Consider the following 19,222-nt stretch of genomic DNA (forward strand, 5'->3'; position numbering starts at 1 on the left):
ATTACGCTGGTATACTGGTACGACGAACCAACACCACGCCAGCCCCAACTAGTGCGCCAATCGCACCCCACATAATCAGCAGGAAAATACGGCGCGGACTATCACGGGTAACTGGATCTTCCGGTGTACGTAAGTAGCGATATGTCTGGAACGTCTTATCCAACGTTGGACCGACGTTCAATGTTGCCAGCATGGCACGGTTCTGATCGTAATCAATATCAAAACTTGGTCCGGTAGCCTGTAATGTTTCCAAACGGGCTTCAAGCATCGGTTTACCCAGCATAAACATCTTGGAATCTGGTAACTGCTCTGCCGGAGTATCCGTTTGGTTTCGGTTAATTCCTTGCTGACCTGCGACTTTCAATGCTTGCTTAACTGCCGTCACTTCACGATCAAACACCGCTTGAGCGACCGCTTCTTGCCGTTTAACTTGTGCTTTCATCGATTGAGTACGAGCCGCCCATGCCCCTTGAATCTCATCGTTCAAATGGCTGGCAGCACGCTGACTGGCAAAATCAATATAACCACGAAGTAATTTATTGGAATCACTGGCCGTTTCTGCCGTCAATTTAATGCTGTCATTCAGCATTTTTTTGTCATCGCGTGGGGTGAAAACAATATTGTTTATCAGCTCATCCAGTAATGCGGCATCAGCCTTGGCATCACCTTCCAGACGCTGTTTGTAGTAATCACTTTGCAGCCAGAAATCACGACGGGTATCGTAAGCCGCAAGTTGGGTAATAAACTCACCATAAGCTTCGTCAGAGATACCGGGTTGTTCACTGGCAACTCCGCTATTAATGCGAGTATCCAGATTACGTAAAAACTGCTGCTGAGAATAAAAACCACCCAAATTATTGACTGTTGGCCGGTCAGTAATGGCTGTCGCACTCCACTGTTGTTTCACCAGATAGGAAACACCCAGCGCGATCGCAGCAAAAAGAATTGCCATACCGATAATCCACACCTTACCGCGCCAAAGAGTACGGAACAGGCTGCGGATATCTAATTCGTTATCCACAGTAGGCTCATTATTGGTAGACCCTGTTTTATCAGTCGACATAGATTCTGGTTTCATCACTGCCTAAAAGCCTCAGGTTAAGATTCATGCTTATTTTGCGATGCACGACGCATCCGACGCTTCATCCGTTTGATAAAACGTGCCACACGCCATGCTCGTTTAATGCAGTAGCCATACAACAGAAATGCAAGCAAGAATAATGCCAACATCACCCATTCAGGGACAAATGTCAGCCTTTCGCCAATAACACCAATCGCCGCTAACAACGCTGCCGCCAGTGTAATTAAGACAAATGCCTGCCGTGAGGTAAAACCAGCACGCATAATCAAGTGATGGATATGTTGACGGTCTGGTGAGAAAGGACTCATTCCTTTACGTAAACGCCGGTACATGATGGCAATCATATCCATCAATGGAATTGCAATAATCCATAATGCAGTCACCGGGTTAATCGGATGGGAATTCCCTTGTGTGGTTTGCAGCAACATCCAAATAGCGGTGAAGCCAATTAGCGTACTGCCCGCATCACCCATAAAGACTTTATAGCGACGCCCTAATAACCCAAGGTTTAACAGAATATAAGGCAAGATAGCGGCTATCATGGCAAAGCACCATAATGCCAATGCCATCTGCCCGCTTTGATACAATAGAATACCCATGGCACCGAAAGAGACACAAGACAGCCCCCCCAGTAAACCATCAATACCATCCACCATATTGAAAGCATTTATCGCCGCCCACACCGCGAACAGTGTGACGACATAGCCAAATGGCCCTAATGACATCTCCCACGGACCAAAAGCATGTCCCAGGCTCCGCAAATAGAGCCCCGCGACTGCCATCATGGCGATACCCACCAATGCCTGAACAAAGGCACGGATTTTTACACTGATATCAAAGCGATCATCTAAAGCACCAATGAACACCAATAAACCGGCGCAACCGAGATAGAGTCGGAAATGAGGGATCTGCTGATTGGTTATCAGAAAGGTAAAACAAATACCCGCAAACACGGATATTCCGCCCACTAATGGAATCAACCCTTGGTGACGTTTGCGATAATTAGGTTTATCAACGAGTCCGATTTTCTTGGCAACTTTGCGAGCAACAAATAAAAATGCCAGAGAAAACAGGAATATAATAAATATTTCAGTACTCATAGTGAGTAAGTTCACGTTTAACCGCTCTCTGCAAAAATGATACGACAGCTTAGCATGCGGCTTGGCGCATACCATGCCTTCCCCACGCTTTCAGTTATTTCCGAATATGATGACAGCCTTGCTTGTTATTCCCAACTCTATTTTTTGCTATTTTCTCATTGGTAATGAGAATAACTACCAAAATAGCCATAAATTATGGAATGCCTATCACTTAATGGATAACAAGCCCAACTATCGTATATTCCAAAAGCAAAAAACGCCACGACTGTGCGTGGCGTTTTGACTGATTTTACTCGACTTACGAACGTCTCATATTATCGAAGAACTGATCGTTAGTTTTCGCTGTTGCCAGTTTACTGATGAGGAACTCCATCGCATCGATTTCACCCATTGGATGAAGAATACGGCGCAAGATCCACATTTTTTGCAGCTCTTCAGTGGTGGTCAGCAGCTCTTCTTTACGTGTACCAGAGCGGTTGAAATCGATGGCTGGGAACACACGTTTTTCGGCAATTTTGCGCGATAAATGCAGTTCCATGTTGCCGGTACCTTTAAATTCTTCATAGATAACTTCATCCATTTTAGAACCGGTATCAACCAATGCCGTGGCAATGATGGTCAGGCTACCGCCCTCTTCAACATTACGTGCAGCACCAAAGAAACGCTTAGGACGATGCAAGGCGTTAGCATCCACACCACCTGTCAGCACTTTACCTGAAGCAGGAACCACGGTGTTGTATGCTCGGGCCAGACGAGTAATGGAGTCCAGCAAGATGATAACGTCTTTTTTGTGCTCAACCAGACGTTTCGCTTTCTCGATAACCATTTCAGCTACCTGAACGTGACGGGATGCTGGCTCATCAAAAGTGGAAGCAATAACTTCACCCTTAACCAGACGTTGCATCTCAGTCACTTCTTCAGGACGTTCGTCAATCAGCAATACCATCAAGACGCAATCAGGGTGATTGTAAGCAATGCTGGTAGCGATGTTCTGCAACAGCATAGTTTTACCCGCTTTAGGCGGTGCCACAATCAGACCACGTTGACCGCGACCGATTGGCGAGGCCAAATCAAGTACACGGGCAGTTAAATCTTCCGTCGAACCATTACCACGTTCCATGCGCAGACGAGAGTTGGCATGTAATGGGGTTAAGTTTTCGAACAGGATTTTGTTACGGGCGTTTTCCGGTTTGTCGTAGTTAACTTCGTTAACTTTTAACAATGCAAAATAACGCTCACCCTCTTTCGGCGGACGAATCTTACCGGCAACGGTATCACCAGTGCGAAGGTTGAAACGGCGAATTTGGCTTGGGGATACATAGATGTCGTCGGGACCGGCGAGGTAGGAGCTGTCTGCAGAGCGGAGGAAACCAAATCCATCCTGCAATATCTCCAATACACCGTCACCGAAGATATCTTCTCCACTTTTCGCGTGCTGCTTAAGAATAGAGAAAATAATATCTTGTTTACGCATCCGGGCCAGGTTTTCCAGCCCCATATTTTCGCCAAGTGTTATCAGATCAGAAACCGGCGTGTTCTTTAATTCGGTAAGATTCATAATGGTGGGTTCTTAAACTCGGGGTATGTCTCGAACTATGGTCGTGAATGGTATGGCAGCGTCATCCGTGCCTGTTTAATGGGACATTCAATCACCGGCCTTGAGCAAACTACGCAAGTAATGACTTACGCGGGATTTGCGCGACACAACGGTCAAAAGATTGAAGGTACCTTAGACTGATTTGTAAAACCGTTAGACTGTCAAAAAACTGATTGAGTTCATAATCATTCTCAACACACATTATTTCGACATAGAGTAAAGCTTTAGATTCAAACTATTTAGGTGCTACAGACTATTTATTAGATGCTAAAGAGTAAATTAGATACTAAAGAATAAGCTAGATGCTATAAACCCGGACTCGATACACAGGAATGTTCTATATGCAGTAGAGTAAACTTAACACGCTTCTTTGCAGGCGTCTAGCGGTCAGTGTGAGAAATCACAACTGCCGCTAAACATACCCTACAGCCTTGCAGCCACAGCCGTGTTAGCCGCTATTACAACTCAGCCCATCCATGAACCTCACCTCGTTGAGCCCGCTGCAAACAGTGCTCAAATCTGCTTCTGGCAGATTTGTCGCCCGAATCACTAACCTTAGTCAGCTCATCGAAGCTCACTTGCTGCAACGCCAACGACTTTGGGTATTGACGGCTAATACCGCTTACAGATTTGCATCCAAGAAGGCTTTAAGCTGGCCTTTAGACAAGGCACCCACTTTGGTGGCCACTACTTCACCGTCACGGAATAACAACAATGTAGGGATACCACGGATACCGTATTTCGGTGCCGTGCCCTGATTGTCATCAATATTCAATTTAGTGATGGTCAGTCTGCCTTCGTACTCTTCAGCAATTTCATCCAAAATCGGAGCAATCATCTTGCACGGACCACACCATTCAGCCCAGAAATCGACCAGAACCAGGCCGCTGGCTTTCAGCACGTCAGTGTCGAAGCTGTCGTCACTCAGGTGAATAATTTTATCGCTCATGTTCTACTCCAAAGGATTGTGTCTACCTCGTTGGTGTAGCATTAACCAACAATAGGATGACTTTATTTCACCGGATACGCTTTCGTAAAGCAATAGTTAGCTGATATTCTACCACACTATGAGCAAAACACACTTGACCGAACTGAAGTTTTCCGACTTCGCCCTGCACCCGCTAGTTATAGAAGCTCTTGAAAACAAAGGGTTTCATAACTGTACGCCGATCCAGGCGTTAGCATTGCCACTCACCCTCTCTGGGCGTGATGTAGCGGGTCAGGCGCAAACAGGTACCGGCAAGACGCTGGCATTCTTAGCGTCTACTTTCCATTATTTGCTTTCTCACCCGGCTGAAGAGGGTCGCCAGACTAATCAACCACGCGCATTGATTATGGCACCAACGCGTGAATTAGCAGTACAAATTCACTCCGATGCGGAATCACTTTCCCAGATGACTGGCCTGAAATTAGGCTTGGCTTATGGTGGTGACGGCTACGATAAACAGCTTAAAGTGCTGGAAAGTGGCGTTGACATTCTGATCGGTACTACTGGCCGTTTAATCGACTACGCGAAACAAAATTATATTAACCTCGGTGCGATTCAGGTTGTGGTCCTGGATGAAGCTGATCGGATGTACGATCTAGGCTTTATTAAAGATATCCGCTGGCTGTTCCGCCGTATGCCTTCCGTTGATAAACGTTTAAACATGTTGTTCTCTGCCACACTCTCGTACCGGGTACGTGAATTGGCATTCGAACAAATGAATAACGCTGAATATGTTGAAGTGGAACCGTTACAAAAAACCGGCCACCGCATTCAGGAAGAGCTGTTCTACCCTTCAAATGAAGAAAAAATGCGTCTGCTTCAGACGTTGATTGAAGAAGAGTGGCCAGACCGCTGTATTATTTTTGCCAATACCAAACATCGTTGTGAAGAGATCTGGGGTCACCTGGCTGCAGATGGTCATCGTGTTGGTTTACTGACCGGTGATGTGGCACAGAAAAAACGCCTGCGTATTCTGGAAGATTTCACCAAAGGTGATTTGGATATTCTGGTTGCTACCGATGTTGCCGCCCGTGGCTTGCACATTCCACTGGTCACCCATGTGTTCAACTATGACCTGCCTGACGACTGTGAAGACTATGTTCACCGCATTGGCCGTACCGGTCGTGCTGGCGAAAGTGGTCATTCTATCAGCCTGGCATGTGAAGAGTACGCGTTAAACTTACCGGCTATCGAGACCTACACCGGTCATAGCATTCCGGTAAGCAAATATAATAGCGATGCGCTATTAACTGATTTGCCGGCGCCAAAACGTCTGGCCCGTACCCGTACCGGGAATGGCCCACGCCGTAACTCTGCCCCACGTCGCAGTGGTGCACCACGGAATAACCGTAAGCGACCGAGCTGATAAATGATGCTAAGTTCCACCTCACTTTATGCTGCCATCGATCTTGGCTCCAACAGTTTCCATATGTTGGTAGTACGTGAGGTGGCAGGCAGTATCCAGACGTTGGCCCGAATCAAGCGGAAAGTCCGTCTGGCTGCGGGTCTGGATAGTCAAAACCATTTATCACAAGAAGCGATGGAACGCGGCTGGCAATGTCTGAAGCTCTTTTCAGAACGTTTGCAGGACATTCCTTTGGACCAGATCCGGGTGGTTGCAACTGCAACCCTGCGTCTTGCCTCAAATGCTGAAGAGTTCCTGCAAACTGCAATCGACATTCTTGGTTGTCCGATTCAGGTCATCAGTGGCGAAGAAGAAGCTCGTCTGATTTATCACGGTGTGGCACATACCACCGGTGGGCCGGAGCAGCGTCTGGTAGTGGATATCGGCGGTGGTAGCACCGAACTGGTCACCGGCAATGGTGCTCAAGCGAACATTCTCGTCAGTTTATCAATGGGTTGCGTCACCTGGCTGGAACGTTATTTTAGCGATCGCAATCTGGCAAAAGACAATTTTGAGCGTGCGGAACTGGCTGCACGTGAGATGATCAAACCGGTCGCGAAACGTTTTCGTGACCATGGCTGGCAAATTTGTGTTGGAGCATCGGGTACGGTTCAGGCCCTACAAGAAATTATGGTTGCTCAGGGCATGGATGAACTGATCACGCTGGCCAAATTACAACAGCTCAAGCAGAGAGCCATTCAGTGCGGCAAGTTGGAAGAACTGGAGATTCCCGGTTTAACACTAGAACGAGCGCTGGTTTTCCCCAGTGGTTTGTCTATCTTGATTGCGATATTTCAGGAACTGGCAATTGACAGTATGACACTGGCTGGCGGCGCGCTGCGCGAAGGGCTAGTCTACGGCATGCTTCATTTACCGGTCGAGCAAGATATTCGTAGCCGGACAGTGCGCAATTTGCAGCGCCGTTATTTACTCGATATCGAACAAGCCAAACGCGTGAGCAAGTTAGCCGATAATTTTTTTTTACAGGTAGAAAAAGAGTGGCAACTCGATAATCGATGTCGGGAGTTATTGCAAAATGCCTGTTTGATTCATGAAATTGGTCTAAGTGTCGATTTTAAACGTGCTCCCCAACATGCTGCTTATCTGATCCGCAATCTAGACCTACCCGGCTTTACCCCCGCGCAAAAGCTATTACTGTCCGCATTGTTGCAAAATCAGAGTGATACTCTCGATTTGTCCCTGTTGAATCAGCAGAATGCATTGCCGGTGAATATGGCACAACATCTGTGTCGAATCCTGCGTCTGTCGATTATTTTCTCCAGCCGTCGGCGGGATGATACCTTACCAGCTGTCAGGCTACGGGCCACGGGCGAGGCTCTTTATGTGCTGCTACCTCATGGCTGGTTACAACAGCACCCTTATCGAGCAGAAGCGCTGGAACAGGAAAGCCATTGGCAAAGCTATGTCCAATGGCCACTGTCATTAGAAGAACTTAATTAAATTCTTTGCTGTTGGGCGGCCTGGGTCGCCCTATCCCCTCATCCTTCACACTGAAATCTCTACAAAACCATTAGATTGTGATCATCCTCAGCTTAAAAAAGAAACATTGTGTGTATTTTTATAAAACAACGTTTCTTTTTTTTGAAAGAGGTAACAATGCGAGCACAGCTTCAACGTCCACATAGCTTGGCTATGTTGGTAATGATGTCCAGTCTGATAGCCAGCACCCCAACAGCAATTGCAGCTAAAGCAAGTGCCCACCATGCCCCGCAACAGCTTCAGGTTCCTACTCTCGCTTATGATGAGAGCACTATTGTATTAGTGTGGAAAGCACCAGAAGACACCGGTAAAATTGTCGATTATCAAATTTATTCTGCTGGAAAGCTGCTGGGCAAAGCCAGTGATAACAATAATAAATTCTCTCCCGCCAAGCCCTATATTGATCACTTTTATGCCAATGATAAAGATAATTTCCAGCATAAGATTGTGCTACAAAACTTCACCGTTGATGGCCTGAAACCCGATACCCGCTATCAGTTCACGGTAAAAGCCCAATATGCTGATGGCTCGTTATCCGCTGCCAGTAATCTTGTTACGGCAAAAACCAGCGCCAAACCACAAATCGTCAACGTGCGCGACTTCGGCGCAGTTGATGATGGCAAGACATTGAATACCAAGGCGATCCAACAGGCAATCGATAGTTGTAAGCCGGGCTGCCGGGTTGAAATCCCTGCGGGTACTTTCAAAAGTGGCGCACTGTGGCTAAAAAGTGATATGACCCTCAACCTGCAAGCAGGTGCAACACTATTAGGCTCAGAGAACCCTGATGATTATCCAGCGGGCTACCGTTTATATCCCTATTCCACCATTGAGCGCCCAGCCTCACTGATCAATGCCATTGACCCGAATAAAAGCACACCAGGGACTTTCCGCAACATCCGTATTACCGGTCCGGGGGTGATTGATGGTAATGGCTGGCAACGGGCAAAAACGGCTGAAGTGACCGATGAGCTAGGTCATCCATTGCCACAATATGTGGCGAGCAAAAACAGCAAAGTGCATGAAGATGGGATTCTGGCTAAAAATCAGGTTGAGAAGGCTGTTTCTGATGGTATGGATTTGAAAAATGCCTATGGTCAACGTCGCTCCAGCCTGATGACATTGCGCGGTGTAGAGAACGTCTATCTGGCAGGTTTTACCGTACGTAACCCCGCATTCCACGGCATCATGAATCTGGAAAACCACAACGTGGTCGCCAACGGTTTAATTCATCAAACCTATGATGCAAACAACGGTGATGGTATCGAGTTTGGTAATAGCCAAAATGTAATGGTGTTTAATAACTTCTTTGATACTGGCGACGACTGCATCAATTTTGCTGCCGGTACTGGAGAAAAAGCACAGCAGCAAGAGCCGATGAAAGGTGCATGGCTGTTTAATAACTATTTCCGTATGGGCCACGGTGCCATTGTAACCGGTAGCCATACCGGTGCCTGGATTGAGGATATTCTGGCGGAAAACAACGTGATGTATCTGACCGATATTGGCCTGCGTGCCAAGAGCACCAGCACCATTGGTGGCGGCGCCCGTAACGTGACATTCCGTAATAATGCCATGCGCGATTTGGCCAAACAGGCGGTAGTGATGACGCTGGACTATGCCGACAGTAATGCCAATATCGACTATCCACCAGCTAAAATACCGGCTCAATTCTATGATTTCACAGTAAACAATGTGACATTAGATAATATAACCGGCAAAAACGCTGTGATTGAAATCAAAGGCGATACGGCAAACCAAGCCTGGCACCGTTTGGTACATGTCAACAATGTGCAATTGAAACAGGTAAACCCAACCGCTATCAGTGATTTACGTGACAGTGAATTTAATAACGTGGTCTTTACTGAGTTACGGGGTGATACCCCTTGGCACTTCAGCGACGTGAAAAACGTGACTGTCGATGGCAAACCCGTAACGCCTTAGCGGGGCAAAAACGGGCAGACCCAGACACTGCCCGTTACTGTTTTCGCCTTCGCGGCTATTTTTAGCTTTGACTACTGTTTCTTCGCATTTGCTAATTGCGCACGAATATTGGCCAGATGACTCTGGCCTTTTTGCATCCGCTCTTCCGGGCTAACGGCTTTGCGCTCATCTTCCCATTTCAAGTCGTCTTGCGGTAACTCCATCAGAAAGCGACTGGGTTCCGGCCGAATCAGCTCACCATACTGCCGCCGCTCTTTGCACAAGGTAAAGAACAACTCACGCTGGGCGCGGGTGATACCCACGTAGGCCAAGCGCCGCTCTTCATCTACATTATCTTCATCGATACTGCTTTGATGCGGCAGCAAGCCCTCCTCCATGCCAACCAAAAACACATAAGGGAACTCCAGCCCTTTGGAGGCATGCAAGGTCATTAATTGCACTTGATCCACTTCTTCATCACTTTCCCCCCGCTCCATCATGTCGCGTAGGGTAAAACGTGTAACGACCTGAGTGAGCGTCATCGGCTCATTCAGCTCAGAGCCTTCCAGCATTTCAGTCATCCAACTGAATAAGAGATTAACGTTCTTCATCCGCATTTCTGCCGCTTTGGGGCTGGGAGAGGTTTCGAACAACCAACTTTCATAATCGATGCCGTGAATCAGATCGCGCACTGCCGCCACTGGCTCACGTTCTACCAGCCGAATAATACTATCCATCCAGTGCGTGAAACGCTGCAATGACTCCAAACCACGGCCTTTCAGATGCTCGCCTAATCCCAAATCAAAACTGGCTCGAAACAGGCTTTTATTACGTAAATTGGCCCATTCTCCCAGTTTTTGCACGGTCGTTGAACCAATCTCACGCTTGGGTGTATTCACGATACGTAAAAATGCACTGTCATCGTCCTGATTGGTCAATACCCGCAAATACGCCAATAGGTCTTTGATCTCTGGCCGCGAGAAAAATGAATCGCCTCCCGAAATACGATAAGGGATACGGTTTTGCATCAGTAGCTTTTCGAACAACCGCGACTGATGGTTACCGCGATACAAAATGGCGTAATCACTGTATTGAGTCTTTTTGACAAAGTGATGGGCGATAAGCTCACCGATCACTCTTTCCGCCTCATGATCTTCATTATTAGCAGTGATCACTTTCAGCTCATCGCCATAACCCAATTCAGAAAAGAGTCTCTTTTCAAAAACATGGGGGTTATTGGCAATCAGAATATTTGCCGCCTTTAGAATACGGCCCGAGGAGCGGTAATTTTGCTCCAGCTTGATCACCTGCAATTGCGGGAAGTCTTCATTCAATAAGACTAAGTTCTGTGGTCGCGCTCCGCGCCATGAATAGATAGATTGGTCATCATCACCGACTACGGTAAAACGCGCCCGGTTGCCCACCAGTAATTTAACCATTTGATATTGGCTGGTATTGGTATCTTGGTATTCATCGACCAGTAGGTATCGCAGACGATTTTGCCAGCGTTCGCGCACGTCCAGATTGTTTTGCAGCAGCAGTGTCGGCAGGGTGATAAGGTCGTCGAAATCCAACACATTGCAGGCTTTCAAATGGGCGTCATATAAGCCGTAGCAATGCACAAACAGCTTATCACGCTCGGATCGCGCCAGTGCCGCAGCCGCCGCTGGCGAGAGCAGATCATTCTTCCAGTTGGAGATCTGGGATATCAATTGTTGCAGTAACGTTTTATCGTCTTCCAACCACTTGTGGGTCAGATCTTTCAATAGCCCCAATTGGTCCTGTGCATCAAACAGCGAGAAGTTGGATTTCATCCCCAACGCCACATACTCTTTTTTGATAATCTCTAATCCCAGAGTATGGAAGGTTGCTATCATCAAGCCACGTGCTTCTTTACGCCCCAATGTTTGCGCCACACGTTCTTTCATTTCACGCGCCGCTTTATTGGTAAAAGTCACCGCCGCAATATGTTTCGGTTGATAGCCACACTGGCGGATCAAATGGGCAATCTTGTTAGTGATAACTCTGGTTTTGCCCGATCCCGCACCGGCCAACACCAGGCAGGGGCCAGTAACGAATTCGACGGCTTGTTGTTGGCTGGGATTTAATCGCATGGCACTCAGAAGCTCAGTGGGTTAACGGGGGAACAGGATTGTAGCAGAAAGCGGTCGGCGAAAAAAAACCACCTGCTGTTTTTGATTTGTAAAACGCTCGCCGCAGTGGCCCCATCACGACCAAAATACGCTACACTGGCGCGCTTCAAGACCTATTGAAGATAACCTTCGTTCAAATAACTATGTAGTCTAAATAACTTAGTGGTGATTGTTACTATGGCAAACAAAGCTTCTGCACTGCACATTTTGGTTGATGATGAAAAGCAGGCAAACGATATTCTGGCGCAATTGAATAACGGCGCAAATTTCCAAGAGTTAGCGAAAAAATTCTCTAACTGCCCGTCAAAACGTAATGGCGGCGATTTGGGCGAGTTCAATAAAGGGGATATGGTCCCAGCTTTCGATAAAGCGGTATTTAGCTGCGAACTGCTGCAACCTTATGGACCGGTTAAGACCCAGTTTGGATATCACATCATTAAAGTGTTATATCGTAACTAAGTTAGTGATGCGCCACCTTTCTGGCGGCGCAATAACTCAGTTTTAGTCCAGTGGCTCTCATCTGATGTAATCCTCATGCTATAAGATTATTTTTAATAAATAATATTATATCCCTCATGACTTTATCTATACTTTCTATACAAATACTCCACTAAACTTTACAAAAGAACCAGTGAAATTATATAGAAAAGCTATTTTTAGGTACCAAAAAACAGCAAAATCAATATTTTTTAATAAAAACAACAAGAAAGATCCCATTAGTTGTTTTATTTTAAATAAAAAAACCATTTAAATACAATAAGTTGACAGATATTTTGTAGATGCACAGTTTTTGTAGGAATATTCCCACACAGATTGGTTCGTTTATCTGATGTGAAGTTAAGACAGCTTTCTATATTATCTCCCTCATCAAGTAACAGACGTGGCGGAATATTTACCACCGATTTACTTAAACGAAAAGAATGTGGAAAGCTGACAAGTATAATCGAATAACATTCGCACATATAGTCATTAACCCACTTCATATTTATTAAGTTAAGTATTCATTCATATTTAAATTCGAATGAATGCTCACCCACATTTAATTATTATATTGGAGTTTTAAATGAACAAGTTAACTTTGGCTATGGCGTTATTCTCAGCATCTACAACTATTGCAATGGCAGCAAGTAATAATACAATTACTTTCCAAGGTGAAGTCACAGCACAAACCTGTTCTGTTACCGTCAACGGCGTTGATGCCAACCCAATGGTATTGCTGCCAACTGTATCCAGCAGCGATTTGGATTCTTCAGGGAAAACAGCAGGTAAAACGGCCTTTACCCTGGGTGTATCTGGTTGTGCAGTTGGCAATGATGATATTGATGTCAAAACTGTTTTCGTCGCTAACCAAGTCACAGCTTCCGGTAACTTAAAAAATACAGGCACGGCAGCAAACGTTGAGCTTCAATTGCTGAAAGACACAACAACGACTTCAGGTATCGATCTGAATAGTGGTTTGGCGCAAGATGGTATAGTGTTAAAGGCTGGTGATACAGCAGCAGAGCATGATTTTGCAGTTCAATATTATGCAACTGGACAAGCAGGCGCTGGTTCTGTGATCGCATCGGTACAATATGCAGTTTCTTACCTGTAATCCCTGCTTTGCCGAATAGGATATACTTTAACTAGTTGGCGCTGCAATCAGGCAAAGTAAATGACAAATCGGTCATAGACCTTTTTGAATAGCATTTATACTAGCCCACAGGGTGAGCCTCAATGAGGCTCATTAATCCCGATGATCTTCACAATAGTGATTCGGGTAAAGTTCCCCGATGTGTATTCAGCAGCTTCAAGCACCAACAAAATAGCTATTCGGCCAGTTTCATTCAGAGGGTATCCCCATGATGGTTAACATACATAGCTACAGTTATCGTTATCTGTTCATCGCGTTATTAATTTTTATGGGCATCTCTTCTGCTAAAGCCAGCGTCATCATGACGGGTAGCCGCATTATATATTCGGCGGGCGAAAAAGAGCACAGCGTACAATTAACAAATAAAGACAACTTCCCCAATGCGGTTCAGGTCTGGCTAGACAGTGGTGATGCCCAATCAACACCAGAAACAGGCAAAGCACCCTTTATCGTCACACCACCGTTCTTTCGCATGGAAGCCAATGCGGGACAAACATTGCGGCTGAAATATACCGGTAGCGGCCTGCCAACAGATAGAGAATCCGTGTTCTATCTTAATTTTTTACAGGTGCCTCCCGTCAACAAAGCAGAAAAAAGTAATAAAATGTTAGTGTTGATGCGTAACCGCATTAAAGTATTTTATCGACCCGAAAGTATTACTGGCCGTGTTGATCAGGTCTCCAGCGCACTGACTTTCAGTGTGCGCCAACGGGGTAAAGATGTTGTTGTAACAGGGAAAAACCCAACAGGATTCTATGCCACCATTGCCAGTGGTGAAGTTGTTGGCAGTGGTAAAAAACTTAAAATGAAATCCGAAATGATTTCACCGATGTCTCAAGCAGAATGGGTTATCCCAAATTCATCTGTACCTTCTAATGCTATTGTTAATTTCCTGATAGTGAATGATTTCGGCGGGCAAGATACCGGAAGTTATCGTATTTAGCCGGTAAAGGAAGATTTATGAGGCTTGCACGCGCTTCTGTGAAGAGAAAATTCTTTGGACGCAAGAAAGCATTAACACTATGTATTGCTTTAATCTTACATGTTGATACGGCTGTGGCTCAGGATGAGCCACAAAACCTCGAGTTCGATGAATCTCTGTTTTTAGGGACCAATTTTGCTTCAGGTTTGAATCAACTCAATAAAGAGAATTCTGCCACAGCCGGAAATTACGATGCTGTCGATGTCTTGGTTAATAACAAACCGTTCAAACGCACTACCATTGAATTTATTAAGAATGCTGACTCATCAGAGATTTACCCCTGCCTGAGTGATGAGTTCTTAACTGCGGCTGGCGTACTTCTAACCAACAAAGACGGCGCTGTAACCAACGAAACTAATACCCAAGAGACAGAATCAGCCCCTTCGGAGACTGCTGCAACCTCGTCTACAGAGCAATGTAGGCCACTGGCTGAGCGAGTAAAAGGGGCCTCTTTTCACTTTGATCAGGCTAAACTTCGCCTGGAACTGTCGATCCCACAAGCTTTGTTGCAAAAACGCCCCAGAGGTTATATCGAGCAGAGTGAATGGCAGGAAGGTGAAAAACTCGCATTCATCAACTACAGTTCTAACTTTTATCGCAGTGATACTCAGGCCCAGCAAAATAGCACCTCTGATTACGGGTTTGTTGGCTTAAAAAGTGGCCTCAATCTCGGATTATGGCAACTGCGTCAACAATCAAACGTACGTTATTCCAGTAATGATAATAGCAGCGATACCCAATGGAATAATATTCGTACTTATGTCCAGCGCCCTATCCCCCAATTGGATAGTCAATTAACGCTGGGCGAAACCTTCACCGACAGTACATTATTTGGCACCATGTCGTTTCGTGGCGTTAAAATGGCAACCGACCAACGTATGTGGCCAGAATCCATGCGTGGATTTGCCCCTGAAGTCCGTGGTGTTGCCAGTACCAATGCGCGGGTGGTTGTTAGCCAGAATGGGCGTGAAATTTATGAAACTACGGTTGCGCCTGGCCCATTCGTTATTAACGATTTATATAGCACCACCAGTCAGGGTGACCTCAATGTTGAGGTGATTGAAGCGAATGGTAGCCGTTCGACATTTACCGTGCCATTCAGTGCCGTCCCGGACTCAATGCGCCCAGGTGTTAGCCGTTATAATGCGGTGGTCGGCGAATCCCGTGATTTCACCAATATTGATAACTATTTCACTGACTTCACCTATGAGCGCGGTGTTACCAATCAGTTAACTGCGAACAGCGGCCTGCGTTTAGCACAAGACTATACGGCACTCCTTGTCGGTGGCGTATTGGGTACCCCCATCGGGGCCTTTGGCCTCAATACTACCTACTCTCATGCTAAAGTTGAAAATGATGAAACGCAGAATGGCTGGCGAATGCAAGCAACCTATAGCCAGACATTTAATCAAACCGGGACCACATTCTCATTGGCTGGATATCGCTATTCAACCAAAGGATATCGCGATTTAAATGATGTTTTTGGCGTGCGCTCAACGCAAAAAAATGGCGGGACATGGGATTCAACGACCTATAAACAACGCAGCCAGTTTACAACCTCAATTAATCAGACGTTGGGTAATTATGGTCAACTTTCTGCGTCTGCATCGACCAGTGATTATTATAATGATACGCAACGAGATACGCAGTTACAGCTAAGCTATTCAAACAGTTACCAAGACATCAGTTACAACCTGGCCATTAGCCGTCAGCGCACTGTTTATACCTCAACCCAATATAATTGGGATGACGATACGACGAATGAGACAACAACGCGCTACGGTAATACTGAAAATATTGCGACGCTAACGGTGTCTATTCCACTAAGTATTGGCAATAAGAACCAATATTTATCGATGTCTGCTAGCCGTAACCCAAAAAGTGGTAATAGCTATCAGACGTCATTATCAGGTACCGCCGGTGAACGAAACACCTTTAACTATTCAGTGAATGCCGGCTATGACGACAGCAATATCAGTAGCAGTTCAAATAACTGGGGGGCAAATGTGCAAAAACAATTCCCTAATGCGACCGTCAATGGCAGCTATTCCCGCGGCAATAATTACACCCAATATGGTGTTGGTGCTCGCGGAGCCGCAGTAATACATAGTAAAGGTATGACACTCGGGCCTTATTTGGGCGAGACCTTTGGTTTAATTGAAGCGGATGGTGCTCAGGGTGCAACAGTACGAAATGCACAAGGGGCGAGGATTGATAATAACGGATTTGCCTTGGTGCCATCGTTAACACCCTATAATTACAATACGGTGGGTTTGGATACTAAAGGCATTAATCGCAATACTGAACTGAAAGAGAATCAGGGCCGCGTCGTTCCTTACGCCGGGGCCGCTGTGAAAGTAAAATTCGACACCCTGAAAGGCTATGCCGTGTTAATTCAAACCCAAACTAACGAGGGTGAAGGGTTACCACTGGGTGCCGATGTTTATAACAGCAAAAATGAAATCGTCGGGATGGTAGGTCAAGGGAATCAGATCTACGTACGAGTGAAAGACGACAAAGGCTCACTTTATGTGCGCTGGGGTGAAAGCAGCAGTGAGCAGTGTGAATTACCTTATACTTTTGATGGTCAAGATACTGAGCAGGATATTATTCATATAACAGGCAGTTGCCACCGTTAACAATTATGAGAAAAATAATGTTAAGAACAACAGAGCAGTTAATATCTTGCGAACTATCACCGCCAACGGCCACTACTTATCACCGCCGCTCGCGTATTTTGGCTGGAGCGATATTATTTATAGGGCTATGCAGCACCTCAGTATGGTCAGCCTGTACTCGCATTACGGCACAAACTCAACTTGGTGCCGGTGATGGTACGGCAAGTGACTGGGCGGGTTCTCTGGATTATAATAATGGCTCACTCGGCTTGCCGGGCCTTATCGACCTTAGCACGGCGGCGAATTTTCAACCCGATGGGACATTATTAGCCGCAGGTACCTCTGACTTCACCACCTTTGCCCTGAACACCGGTTATGACCCTAATCGGGTGCTATTCCGCTGCGCTGCGGCCGATGTTGATCAACTCTTCGAAATGTATGCCACTAACGGAGATAATGACTTTGGTGGTAAAAATGAAGATGGTGCCATTGCCGGTAATGTTCCCTCTGGTTTTGCCACCTATGTCCGCAATGTTGTTATCAGGCTTACAAATCTATCCACTGGCGAGTATTACTCGCGCTTATGGAAAGGGCGGCGCTTAACCGACCTGGATAAAGATAGCAGTGGCCGTATTTTAGTCAAAGCCAAGAATTTCAGTAACCTGTATACCGAGCTGTTTCGTATTGATTATGTCCGTGCCGGCACTAACAATGCAGCCTCTTACCTGTATGCCTATACCCAACCCAATGCTTATATCGCGTTTAAAGGACCAGGAATTAGTGGCCCTATTGAAGGAACTGACTCAGTATCAAACTGGCCCGGCTGGTATGCCACCTGGCCTGCCTCTATTGGATTGTACAATTATGTCACTTTCCGTCGAACCACGATTTGTGCGGTAACCAATTTTACCCCCACAGTGATATTACCGAGAATTTCTGTGGCAGAGCTGAACAGTGGCAGCACCACTTCGGCTGAATTTAAAGTAGATTTTCAGTGCCAGACCGGCGTGACATCAGGTGTCACTGCTGGCACGGTAGCGATGGGCTTTCTGGTACCAGCAGCAAATGCCGCTAAAGCGCAAGCTTTGGGATTAATGAACGGCAGTGGCGGGATCAGCCACTTGGTGTCAGATAGTTATGGTTCTGCCGGAACAGCAAGCGGTGTAGGCATCCGTATCTACCGCAATAATAGTCCGATTTATCTGCTATCAAAGAATGTAACTCAAACCGGTAATAACGCCGGCTGGTATGGCATCTTCCAGGGCGCCCAAGAAATAACCGGCACGGTGAGTGGGGGTAACAGTTACACTGAGAACTTTCGGGCTGAGTTAACTAAAATCAGCGGGCAAACTGTGACACCAGGAGCGGTGAATGCACATGCGCAAGTGGTTATACGTGTCCAATAATATGTTTTTCAGACACATAAATAGTGGGATTGGTGGGTTACTTTTGTTGCTTATGGTTACCAGTATACCGGCCACGGCAAGTGTCATTGCGGAAAGAACACGTATTATCTTCAGTGAAGGTAGCACCGAAGAGTCACTACAACTGGTTAACAGCAATAGCTATCCGGTGGCAGTGCAGGTCTGGGTGGATGACGGTGATTTGACCGCAACACCAGAGAAGTCTATTTCACCGGTATTAGTGTTGCCCCCGCTATTTCGGCTACAACCACAGGCACAACGCAGCCTGCGATTGATCTTATCGGGGGCCAGTAAATTACCCGTTGATAGGGAGTCTGCATTTTGGCTCAATGTTTACGAAATTCCACCGAAGGTGACCCCTAAAACTGAGGATGAATCTTTCGTCACGCTGGCCTTGCGCATGCAATACAAAGTATTTTACCGCCCTAAAAACTTACCAGCCCCAGGAGATACTTTAGGTAAGGCGTTAACCTTTACTCTTGAGACAAAAAGCGATACCGCCCTGATTCGGGTTGATAACCCGACGCCTTATTATGCATCATTAGCCTCACTGACATTAGGCTCAACTGAAAGCCTGCCAGATATGGTTGCTCCTTTTTCGAAGCTCGATTTTTCGCTCAATCGTTTACCCCCAGCAGTCAGCAAGACGGTCAATTTTGTCTTAATTGATGATTTAGGTAACCGAAAGGTATTTAGCAGCAATTTAAAATAAAAAATTAATGAATATAAACTGTCGCAGAGACAGTTTATATTCTGGTTTCTAATTACCACAACCAGTCATATGCCTTGCCCCGCCCTATTCCACGTCTGATTCAAGT

14 protein-coding genes are annotated in these 19,222 nt (G+C 46.1%); 9 read left to right on the top strand and 5 right to left on the bottom strand.

Annotated elements, in window-relative coordinates; translation table 11 throughout:
- Position 1: 1 nt before the first annotated feature.
- The 4 genes from wzzE to trxA all read right to left on the bottom strand — a co-directional run bounded on the left by wzzE (position 2) and on the right by trxA (position 4,727).
- Positions 2 to 1,078: an ECA polysaccharide chain length modulation protein gene (wzzE, locus tag V1956_RS01110; RefSeq protein ID WP_372560085.1), complete on the bottom strand. Its 1,077-nt coding sequence runs from the start codon at positions 1,076 to 1,078 to the stop codon at positions 2 to 4.
- 20 nt (positions 1,079 to 1,098) lie between these two features.
- Positions 1,099 to 2,196 carry a UDP-N-acetylglucosamine--undecaprenyl-phosphate N-acetylglucosaminephosphotransferase gene (wecA, locus tag V1956_RS01115; RefSeq protein ID WP_420074677.1) on the bottom strand — a complete coding sequence of 366 codons (1,098 nt, stop codon included), beginning with the start codon at positions 2,194 to 2,196 and terminating at the stop codon, positions 1,099 to 1,101.
- Between the two features lie 283 nt (positions 2,197 to 2,479).
- On the bottom strand, positions 2,480 to 3,739 hold the full coding sequence (gene rho, locus V1956_RS01120) for a transcription termination factor Rho (protein ID WP_004704159.1): 1,260 nt from the start codon (positions 3,737 to 3,739) through the stop codon (positions 2,480 to 2,482).
- A gap of 661 nt (positions 3,740 to 4,400) precedes the next feature.
- Positions 4,401 to 4,727, bottom strand: coding sequence for a thioredoxin TrxA (trxA, locus tag V1956_RS01125; RefSeq protein ID WP_004714235.1), 327 nt, complete (start codon positions 4,725 to 4,727; stop codon positions 4,401 to 4,403).
- Between the two features lie 118 nt (positions 4,728 to 4,845).
- Here trxA and rhlB point away from each other — a divergent pair, with 118 nt between their 5' ends.
- The 3 genes from rhlB to V1956_RS01140 all read left to right on the top strand — a co-directional run bounded on the left by rhlB (position 4,846) and on the right by V1956_RS01140 (position 9,615).
- Positions 4,846 to 6,132 carry an ATP-dependent RNA helicase RhlB gene (gene rhlB / locus V1956_RS01130; RefSeq protein ID WP_005190253.1) on the top strand — a complete coding sequence of 429 codons (1,287 nt, stop codon included), beginning with the start codon at positions 4,846 to 4,848 and terminating at the stop codon, positions 6,130 to 6,132.
- A gap of 6 nt (positions 6,133 to 6,138) precedes the next feature.
- Positions 6,139 to 7,632, top strand: coding sequence for an exopolyphosphatase (gene ppx, locus V1956_RS01135; protein WP_372560668.1), 1,494 nt, complete (start codon positions 6,139 to 6,141; stop codon positions 7,630 to 7,632).
- A 156-nt stretch (positions 7,633 to 7,788) separates the two neighbouring features.
- Positions 7,789 to 9,615, top strand: coding sequence for a glycosyl hydrolase family 28 protein (locus V1956_RS01140; RefSeq protein ID WP_420074678.1), 1,827 nt, complete (start codon positions 7,789 to 7,791; stop codon positions 9,613 to 9,615).
- Between the two features lie 71 nt (positions 9,616 to 9,686).
- Here V1956_RS01140 and rep read toward each other — a convergent pair whose 3' ends face one another.
- Positions 9,687 to 11,708 (bottom strand): DNA helicase Rep, encoded by a 2,022-nt coding sequence (gene rep / locus V1956_RS01145; RefSeq protein WP_372560088.1) that lies wholly within the window; start codon positions 11,706 to 11,708, stop codon positions 9,687 to 9,689.
- A gap of 216 nt (positions 11,709 to 11,924) precedes the next feature.
- Here rep and ppiC point away from each other — a divergent pair, with 216 nt between their 5' ends.
- The 6 genes from ppiC to V1956_RS01175 all read left to right on the top strand — a co-directional run bounded on the left by ppiC (position 11,925) and on the right by V1956_RS01175 (position 19,116).
- The gene (gene ppiC, locus V1956_RS01150) at positions 11,925 to 12,206 is read left to right on the top strand and encodes a peptidylprolyl isomerase PpiC (RefSeq protein ID WP_004704164.1); all 282 of its coding nucleotides are present in this window, start codon (positions 11,925 to 11,927) and stop codon (positions 12,204 to 12,206) included.
- Between the two features lie 604 nt (positions 12,207 to 12,810).
- Complete coding sequence (locus tag V1956_RS01155; protein WP_372560089.1) at positions 12,811 to 13,341, top strand: fimbrial protein; 531 nt, start codon at positions 12,811 to 12,813, stop codon at positions 13,339 to 13,341.
- Positions 13,342 to 13,591: 250 nt separating this feature from the next.
- A complete protein-coding gene (locus tag V1956_RS01160; RefSeq protein WP_372560669.1) occupies positions 13,592 to 14,323 on the top strand; it encodes a fimbrial biogenesis chaperone in 732 nt (243 codons plus the stop codon).
- A 17-nt stretch (positions 14,324 to 14,340) separates the two neighbouring features.
- Positions 14,341 to 17,001 (top strand): fimbria/pilus outer membrane usher protein, encoded by a 2,661-nt coding sequence (locus V1956_RS01165; protein WP_420075320.1) that lies wholly within the window; start codon positions 14,341 to 14,343, stop codon positions 16,999 to 17,001.
- Between the two features lie 17 nt (positions 17,002 to 17,018).
- Positions 17,019 to 18,386 carry a fimbrial usher protein StbD gene (gene stbD, locus V1956_RS01170; RefSeq protein WP_372560091.1) on the top strand — a complete coding sequence of 456 codons (1,368 nt, stop codon included), beginning with the start codon at positions 17,019 to 17,021 and terminating at the stop codon, positions 18,384 to 18,386.
- The gene (locus V1956_RS01175; RefSeq protein WP_372560092.1) at positions 18,352 to 19,116 is read left to right on the top strand and encodes a fimbrial biogenesis chaperone; all 765 of its coding nucleotides are present in this window, start codon (positions 18,352 to 18,354) and stop codon (positions 19,114 to 19,116) included. The genes stbD and V1956_RS01175 overlap by 35 nt, the downstream gene beginning before the upstream one ends.
- Positions 19,117 to 19,222: the final 106 nt, after the last annotated feature.

It is taken from the genome of Yersinia sp. 2540 StPb PI, assembly GCF_052217165.1.
Lineage (GTDB): Bacteria > Pseudomonadota > Gammaproteobacteria > Enterobacterales > Enterobacteriaceae > Yersinia > Yersinia enterocolitica_E.

What these genes read in the sequence shown, in the direction of transcription:
- stbD (WP_372560091.1), top strand. Translation starts at nt 17,019, where the DNA reads ATGTTAAGAACAACAGAGCAGTTAATATCTTGCGAACTATCACCGCCA.
- V1956_RS01165 (WP_420075320.1), top strand. Translation starts at nt 14,341, where the DNA reads ATGAGGCTTGCACGCGCTTCTGTGAAGAGAAAATTCTTTGGACGCAAG.
- V1956_RS01155 (WP_372560089.1), top strand. Translation starts at nt 12,811, where the DNA reads ATGAACAAGTTAACTTTGGCTATGGCGTTATTCTCAGCATCTACAACT.
- V1956_RS01160 (WP_372560669.1), top strand. Translation starts at nt 13,592, where the DNA reads ATGGTTAACATACATAGCTACAGTTATCGTTATCTGTTCATCGCGTTA.
- rhlB (WP_005190253.1), top strand. Translation starts at nt 4,846, where the DNA reads ATGAGCAAAACACACTTGACCGAACTGAAGTTTTCCGACTTCGCCCTG.
- rep (WP_372560088.1), bottom strand. Translation starts at nt 11,708, where the DNA reads ATGCGATTAAATCCCAGCCAACAACAAGCCGTCGAATTCGTTACTGGC.
- rho (WP_004704159.1), bottom strand. Translation starts at nt 3,739, where the DNA reads ATGAATCTTACCGAATTAAAGAACACGCCGGTTTCTGATCTGATAACA.
- trxA (WP_004714235.1), bottom strand. Translation starts at nt 4,727, where the DNA reads ATGAGCGATAAAATTATTCACCTGAGTGACGACAGCTTCGACACTGAC.
- ppx (WP_372560668.1), top strand. Translation starts at nt 6,139, where the DNA reads ATGCTAAGTTCCACCTCACTTTATGCTGCCATCGATCTTGGCTCCAAC.
- ppiC (WP_004704164.1), top strand. Translation starts at nt 11,925, where the DNA reads ATGGCAAACAAAGCTTCTGCACTGCACATTTTGGTTGATGATGAAAAG.
- V1956_RS01140 (WP_420074678.1), top strand. Translation starts at nt 7,789, where the DNA reads ATGCGAGCACAGCTTCAACGTCCACATAGCTTGGCTATGTTGGTAATG.
- wzzE (WP_372560085.1), bottom strand. Translation starts at nt 1,078, where the DNA reads ATGAAACCAGAATCTATGTCGACTGATAAAACAGGGTCTACCAATAAT.
- V1956_RS01175 (WP_372560092.1), top strand. Translation starts at nt 18,352, where the DNA reads ATGCACATGCGCAAGTGGTTATACGTGTCCAATAATATGTTTTTCAGA.